Source organism: Variovorax sp. M-6 (assembly GCF_052114385.1).
GTDB lineage: Bacteria > Pseudomonadota > Gammaproteobacteria > Burkholderiales > Burkholderiaceae_C > Variovorax.
Genome location: NZ_JBFREQ010000086.1, coordinates 1 through 2,471, shown reverse-complemented (window position 1 = coordinate 2,471; position 2,471 = coordinate 1). Strand labels below are relative to the sequence as shown.

The 2,471-nt window shown below is 67.2% G+C and carries 2 protein-coding genes; both read right to left on the bottom strand.

Going from position 1 to position 2,471, the window contains the following annotated elements; all coding sequences use genetic code 11:
- The coding region (locus tag AB4Z46_RS35195) for a phospholipase D-like domain-containing protein (RefSeq protein WP_442288188.1) at positions 1–869 on the bottom strand (869 nt) is incomplete at its 3' end.
- 7 nt (positions 870–876) lie between these two features.
- Positions 877–2,471 (bottom strand): ABC transporter ATP-binding protein (locus tag AB4Z46_RS35190; protein WP_442288187.1); only part of this gene is annotated, 1,595 nt, incomplete at its 5' end.

Below are 2,471 nucleotides of genomic sequence, written 5' to 3'. Positions count from 1 at the left end.
GTTTCCTCCAGCCGCTGCACCGTGCCCGGGTGGTCGGTCTCGATCGCCAGTTCGCGCCGGCCGTCGAAGCTGCCCGGCGCCAGGTTGATCGAGCCGACGATCGCGCGCTCGCCATCGGCCAGCATCATCTTGGCGTGCAGCTTCAGGTGCTTCATSGTRTGCACCTTGGCGCCGACGTCCTGCAGGATGCGCAGCCCGCCCACCCCTTCGATCAGCTTCTCGGCCTTGAGCGAATGCGGCGGCTTGGTCAGGATATGGACCTTGACGCCGCGGACCGCTGCCCGCACCAGGCGCTCGATGATCACCGTGTCCTGGTAGCGCTCGTTCTGCACCCACAGCGTGTGCCTGGCGCCGTCGATGAAGGCCGCCACGCGCTCGCGGCCGTTGTCGGGGCACCAGATCAGCCGCGACTCGGGGTGCGGCGTGAAGTCCTCRTGCGCCCAGTCGGCATCGAAGCAGGCCACCATCTCGCGCGTCTCCAGGTCGTGCGTCGTCACCACCGCGTAGTCGCGCGTCACGGTCAGGTCCTTGGGCTCCCAGTTCAGCGATTCGACGAAGCCGGCCTGGTCGTCCACCACCATCGACTTCTGATGCGTCAGGTCGAACTTCGGATTGCTGTCGCGCACCTCGATGCCGGCGTCGGTCAGTGTCTTGCGCGAGGCCTCGTTCTCGGCCTCGCCGGTGCGCCGCGCCGGGTTCAGCATCACCCGGACCTTGACGCCGCGCTGCTTGGCGGCGATCACCGCGTTGAGCAGCGTCTCGTCGGTGAACAGGAACATCCGGATGTTCAGCGCGGCCTTGGCCGCGTTGATCGCGTCCAGGATCGGCTTGGCGGTGTCGTCGGGCAGAACGATCAATCGGTGCGACATGATTTCCTCAGGCGGGCGCGGCCGCAGCGGCCGTGGGGTTTTCGTACTGGATGCGGTGCAGCTCGGCATAGACGCCGCCGAGCGCGACCAGCTCGTCGTTGGTGCCTTCCTCGACCACGATGCCGTCCTTCAGCACGATGATCTTGTCGGCGTWGCGCAAGGTGCTCAGGCGGTGCGCGATCATGATCACGGTGCGGCCCTGCATCAGCCGCTCCAGTCCCTCGATGACCAGRCGTTCGGACTCGGTGTCGAGCGCGGCGGTCGGCTCGTCGAGGATCATGATCGGGCTGTTGCGGATCACCGCGCGCGCGATGCCGATGCGCTGGCGCTGGCCRCCCGACAGCGTGTCGCCGCGYTCGCCGACCAGCGAGTCGTAGCCGYGCGGCATGCGGCTGATGAACTCGTCGGCATTSGCGAGCTTGGCCGCGGCCACGATCTCTTCCCTGCTGGCGCCGGGTTTGCCGTAGGCGATGTTCTCGCCGATGGTGCCGCGGAACAGCACCGTCTCCTGCAGCACGAAGCCGATCTGCGCGCGCAGCGGCGCCAGCTTCTGGCGGCTGATGTCGAGGCCGTCGATCAGCACCCGGCCGCCGGTGGGGTCGTAGAAGCGCGGCATCAGGCTCACCACCGTCGACTTGCCGCTGCCGGTCGGSCCCACGATGCCGACCACCTGGCCGGGYTTGATCGTGAAGCTGACGTCGCGCAGCACCGGCGCATCGTCGCCGTAGCCGAAGGCCACGTGCTCGAAGGTGATCTCGCCGCGGGCGCGCCCCGGGTCGGTGGCCTGCGGGTGCTCGCGGATGATGTCGTCGGCGCCCAGGATCTTCTGGATCCGCTCRAGKGCSACSGTGGTCTGCGCGATGGTGCTGGCCATGCCSGCGAGGTCCTTCACCGGCTTGAAGAACTTGGAGAGGTAGGCGAGGTACACGGTCAGCGCGCCGGCCGTCATGGTGCCGGCGATGATCAGCGCCGTGCCTTTCCACAGCACGATGCCGGTGCACAGCGCCACCACCACGGCGACCACCGGCGACAGCAGCGACTTGATCTTGCGCGCSCGCARCGCCGCTTCGGTGCTCGCGTGGCTGGCGGCCTCCATGTGCGTGACTTCGAGGTCCTGGCGKCCGAAGGCCTTGATCGCGCGCACCGAGCCCAGGCCTTCCTGGACCACGGCCACGATCTCGCTCTGGCGCACCCGGACTTCGCGCGTGACCTCCTTGACCGCCTTCTTGAAGCGGAACACGAACAGCAGCAGGAAGGGCATGACCGCGATCGCGATCAGCGTGAAGTCCCAGTCGAGCCAGACCATCAGGCCCAGCATGAAGACGATSGTGACGATGTCCACGATGATCCCGAGCGTCGACGAGGAGGCGAAGTTCTGCACCGTCGAGACGTCGCTGGTGATGGTCGACATCAGGGTGCCGGTCTTGGCGTTGTCGTAGAACGCCAGCGACAGCCGGTGCAGGTGCTCGTAGATGCGCAGGCGCAGGTCGTTGGCGACCCACTGTCCGATGCTGGTGGTGTAGTAGTTGTCGATGTAGGTCGCGATGCCGCCGATGACCGCGATCAGGATGGTGGCGATGCCGGCAAACAGCGCGACGCCCA